Genomic DNA, 3,683 nt, shown 5'->3' with positions numbered 1-3,683 from the left:
GCACGGCCCTGGCCGGCGCCGAGGCGACGCCACCAGGCGCGCACGCGGCCAGGCGCTGCAGCAGCTGCAGCGGCGCCGGCAGTAGCACCAGGGAGCGCGCGGCCGATAGGCCCAGCGATCAGCAGGGCGGCGCCGGCACGGTGCTGCCCATCGACGCGCGCAGCGGTCGGGATCGAGGCGGGCCAGCTGCTGGACGTGCGCGCAGCGCACGCCGGCAGCACGGCCCTGGCCGGCGCCGGGGCGACGCCACCAGGCGCGCACGCGGCCAGGCTGCAGCAGCTGCAGCGGCGCCGGCAGTGGCACCAGGGGGAGCGCGGCCACCAGGCCCAGCGATCACCAGGGCGGCGCCGGCACGGTGCTGCCCATTGACGCGCGTAGCGGTCGGGATCGTGGCGCACCAGCTGGTGCGGCGGCGCGTAGCGCCGAGTGACGATGAAGGTGTCGCCCTGAACGGGCGACAGGCCGCTAAAGCAAAATCCCGGCCCGCTGCCGCGCCTTCTCTGGCCGGCTCATTTTTCCCCCAAAGAAGGTAAGAAAGTGGACGTTGAATTTTCAATGGGGTAGACCTGTACTCGGCCGTGACGACCTCGGCAACGCCGAGGCTTGATCTGCGCAGCAGATTCGGTCGGAATCAAGCGCGTAGCGCGCGAAGTGTCAGCGCTGTGTGACGCCAGCACGGCCCTGGCCAGCGCCACCTGGCGCACGGACAGGCACGCCACAAACTGCCTCTGGTTCAGTTGGTTACGGCCGCCAGTGCGGAACGGATCATATGATCGCGCCAATCAACCTGCTTTTTTGCTCGATGCTCATTTTCTTCTCCATCTGTGTTAAGTGATATGAACAACACCATTGCAGCCGCCCCACTTACATGCAACAACGCTAGGTTTTGATGCTTCCGTTTGGTCGCCACAACGATTGCATTTACCGCTAAATTTCTCGTGCTGAGCAGTTGGCGGCATGAGATTTTTAGTCCTATTTTTATTTTCTTTTTTAAACTTGTTTGGTATGGCTTCAAATGTGTAAATAGGCATAAAGACTAATCCTTCCTACGCTAGATCATAGTCACGTTCTAGGGAATTTTCTGTGAGACGACAATCTCTCAACGTCTGGAGCATGACGTGTCCATCTACCACTTCACGCATGGCGTTGCGAAGGGTTTCAAGAGAGGCGGCGGACTCCATTTCTATCTCCACATCTGGGAATTCGTCGTCCGGGAAAGCCGCTAGTGCGATAGTGATACCGGCGGCTGCGCAGGTATCTTGGAAATGTTTTACATCGCTTGGGCATTCAGCCCGAAATGAAAAGAATGTCATGATTTTTCCGTAATTCAGTTGAGGCGCTATACATAGTTGTCGCATCCATGTGAAATATTATAACACGAAAGACAAATATTGACAGTATTTTGTCTTTCAAAAGACGTTTAATGTTATAATTACTCACCATTTAGATACAAAGAGACACCATGAATACTGCTCAAACTACTACTGTATGCCGCATCCTGCACAAGCTGACGAACAAACTGCATATTTTTGAATCGCGGGTTAAGTTCGTCAAACTGGCCTTTAAGCATGACCTCGTGCAAGATATTGTCAGCTATACGTTATGGGATCGTGGCTTTGAAGGGTTAGGCGAACGTCAGTTCGATACCTGCTTTGAAATGGGCGACTCCCAGGATGTGATTGCGGCTTTAATAATGAGCGCTCGGGCAGAAGGTTTCATTGAGAACATCCGCCAGTTCTGCGGTGAGCATAGCTTTGCTCGTTGGTGTGGGTATGCAGACCGCCAAGGAGAATTATTTTAAGCAATTTTTTGGCCCGTGCATCACGGGCCAAAAATATTGAGGAAAATTTCGCGTCCGCGAAAATTTGTGTCAGCGCCGCGCACCAACTGGTGAACGCGGCGCATAGTGTTCTGCTCAACGCCAGGACTCAATGCCATCATAGTCTTTGAAGCCCCATTGATTCGCCAACGCCGTCCACATCGAACCGCCGTTCTCAAAGTAAAGATGAACCTCTTTCAGAAGCTGAAAATCCATCTTGAGAACCGCGATGCAGTCGTCAAAAAGGTTGTAGTCCAACCGTCGTAGGTCAGTCATATCAAACGGAAAACGGGTGCCGTTGTACAGGTTGAGTAGGAAACGGGCAATAACGGACGATTGGCCGGTGTCGCGCTGGGCTACTGGAAGGAGACGGCGAAGCGCGGCTTCTCCTTCCAGACGTATCGCGGGTAATTGCTGTTGGCGTTCATCGCGTTCACGAGCATGAGTCGCCATTACTGCCTTCATACGGGCTTCTGTTTCAGGGTCTGGTTTACGCATCAGTGTGCCTTTAGGCTCCATAAAATTTCCCTTCAAGCGGCCAAGCATGCGCCATTGGTTTGAAAAACAATACGTTCAATTTTTGGACGCTTATTCATGCCTGCTTGATAGAGGTCAAATTGCAGTTGCATCCCGCCCCACATTTCCGGGCTGGTGCCAAAAGCGGCACCAAGACGGTGCGCCATGTCGGGTGAAATACCAGCAGCACCAGTGAGGATGCGTTGAAGCGTGACACGACCAACACCAAGGCGCGATGCCGTATCAGTAATAGTCATTTCACCGAGATATTCCCTTAGTACCTCGCCGGGATGCGGCGGATTGTGCATGCGAGTCATTATTAAACCCTCCATAAAAAATTAGTGATAATCGAGATAGTCAACCAGAATGGCATCTGTGCCATCAAAAGAAAAAATCATTCGCCAGTTACCATTTACTGTAATTGCCCAATGCCCCTTCAAATTTCCTTTAAGTGGATGAAGCCCCCACGATGGCGCTGAGAGGTCTTCTGGCTTTACTGCCATATCTAGCGCGGCCAGTTGCAATCGCAACTTGGTAGCATGCGCCGCCTGAATTCCGGCCTTGCTACCAGTCTCAAAGTAGCGCTGCAAACCTTTATGTTTGAAAGTCTTTATCATAGGTAGCATTATACCGTGTATCGCTACACCATACAATAAATTTGCAAATTATTTTCTTATTGACACATTGCAATAGCCGAGCGCAAGAGCGCCCTCCTTGCCAAGCTGGTTTTAAGCACGTCAGCAGGCCACTAGAGAGCCTGCCGCCGCGTCCCGAGAGGGCGCGGGGTTTCGGCTGGCGCATGCGGTGAGCAGGCGCCCGAAGCCCCGGCTATAGCCGGGGTGAGGCGGTAGGGCCGGGCCGGTAGGCCTAGCGCGTAGCGCGTACCCGTATCCCGCCGAAGGTCTGCGAATCCGCCTACTGGCGGTCGATACGCTTGAAGGTAGGCGTAATGGCATCTTCTTAGTGAACTTTTCTTGACACACTCCTAACACAGTTCGGGCATAGAGCCAGCCCTAGCGCTCTGCAGGTTATCCAGCCTAATTCATCAGCTTGTTCATAACATGCAGCCCAACTAATTCCCGTAAATCGTCGTGTAGTTTTTAATGCAGTTGCGCCAAGCGGTGAGTTTATACAATTAACGCCATCGCATCGTATGTCTATGAAATATATCAATGCGATCATAGTAGACCTCGCAATTTTAATGACTATTTTAATCATGCCATAGTTGAAATTTTTTTCTTTGCATTCGATCAAAAAAACAGACTCTAGAACAAAATCCCGGCCCGCTGTCGCGCCTTCTTCGATGACTCATAAATCAGAACAGCGCGCATCAAGGTCGATTACCTGC

At 52.8% G+C, this 3,683-nt stretch carries 6 protein-coding genes; 1 reads left to right on the top strand and 5 read right to left on the bottom strand.

Annotation, left to right across the window (positions count from 1 at the left end):
- Positions 1-827: 827 nt before the first annotated feature.
- Complete coding sequence (locus IGS60_RS28140; protein WP_230506897.1) at positions 828-1,031, bottom strand: hypothetical protein; 204 nt, start codon at positions 1,029-1,031, stop codon at positions 828-830.
- Positions 1,032-1,046: 15 nt separating this feature from the next.
- Entirely contained in the window at positions 1,047-1,313 is a 267-nt protein-coding gene (locus tag IGS60_RS28135; RefSeq protein ID WP_230506896.1) for a hypothetical protein, read from the bottom strand.
- A 149-nt stretch (positions 1,314-1,462) separates the two neighbouring features.
- On the opposite strand from IGS60_RS28135, the gene IGS60_RS28130 reads away from it, so the two are divergent.
- Complete coding sequence (locus tag IGS60_RS28130) at positions 1,463-1,801, top strand: hypothetical protein (protein ID WP_230506895.1); 339 nt, start codon at positions 1,463-1,465, stop codon at positions 1,799-1,801.
- A gap of 114 nt (positions 1,802-1,915) precedes the next feature.
- Here the strand turns inward: IGS60_RS28130 and IGS60_RS28125 are convergent, their stop codons facing one another.
- The 3 genes from IGS60_RS28125 to IGS60_RS28115 are packed head-to-tail and all read right to left on the bottom strand — an operon-like array spanning position 1,916 to position 2,952.
- Complete coding sequence (locus IGS60_RS28125) at positions 1,916-2,317, bottom strand: hypothetical protein (protein WP_230506894.1); 402 nt, start codon at positions 2,315-2,317, stop codon at positions 1,916-1,918.
- A 32-nt stretch (positions 2,318-2,349) separates the two neighbouring features.
- Entirely contained in the window at positions 2,350-2,652 is a 303-nt protein-coding gene (locus IGS60_RS28120) for a HigA family addiction module antitoxin (protein WP_230506893.1), read from the bottom strand.
- 21 nt (positions 2,653-2,673) lie between these two features.
- Positions 2,674-2,952: a type II toxin-antitoxin system RelE/ParE family toxin gene (locus IGS60_RS28115; RefSeq protein WP_230506892.1), complete on the bottom strand. Its 279-nt coding sequence runs from the start codon at positions 2,950-2,952 to the stop codon at positions 2,674-2,676.
- Positions 2,953-3,683: the final 731 nt, after the last annotated feature.

It is taken from the genome of Janthinobacterium sp. FW305-128 (assembly GCF_020858135.1).
Taxonomy (GTDB): domain Bacteria; phylum Pseudomonadota; class Gammaproteobacteria; order Burkholderiales; family Burkholderiaceae_D; genus Janthinobacterium.
This window is presented reverse-complemented; position numbering and strand designations above follow the sequence as displayed.

What these genes read in the sequence shown, in the direction of transcription:
- IGS60_RS28120 (WP_230506893.1), bottom strand. Translation starts at nt 2,652, where the DNA reads ATGACTCGCATGCACAATCCGCCGCATCCCGGCGAGGTACTAAGGGAA.
- IGS60_RS28140 (WP_230506897.1), bottom strand. Translation starts at nt 1,031, where the DNA reads ATGCCTATTTACACATTTGAAGCCATACCAAACAAGTTTAAAAAAGAA.
- IGS60_RS28125 (WP_230506894.1), bottom strand. Translation starts at nt 2,317, where the DNA reads ATGCGTAAACCAGACCCTGAAACAGAAGCCCGTATGAAGGCAGTAATG.
- IGS60_RS28130 (WP_230506895.1), top strand. Translation starts at nt 1,463, where the DNA reads ATGAATACTGCTCAAACTACTACTGTATGCCGCATCCTGCACAAGCTG.
- IGS60_RS28135 (WP_230506896.1), bottom strand. Translation starts at nt 1,313, where the DNA reads ATGACATTCTTTTCATTTCGGGCTGAATGCCCAAGCGATGTAAAACAT.
- IGS60_RS28115 (WP_230506892.1), bottom strand. Translation starts at nt 2,952, where the DNA reads ATGATAAAGACTTTCAAACATAAAGGTTTGCAGCGCTACTTTGAGACT.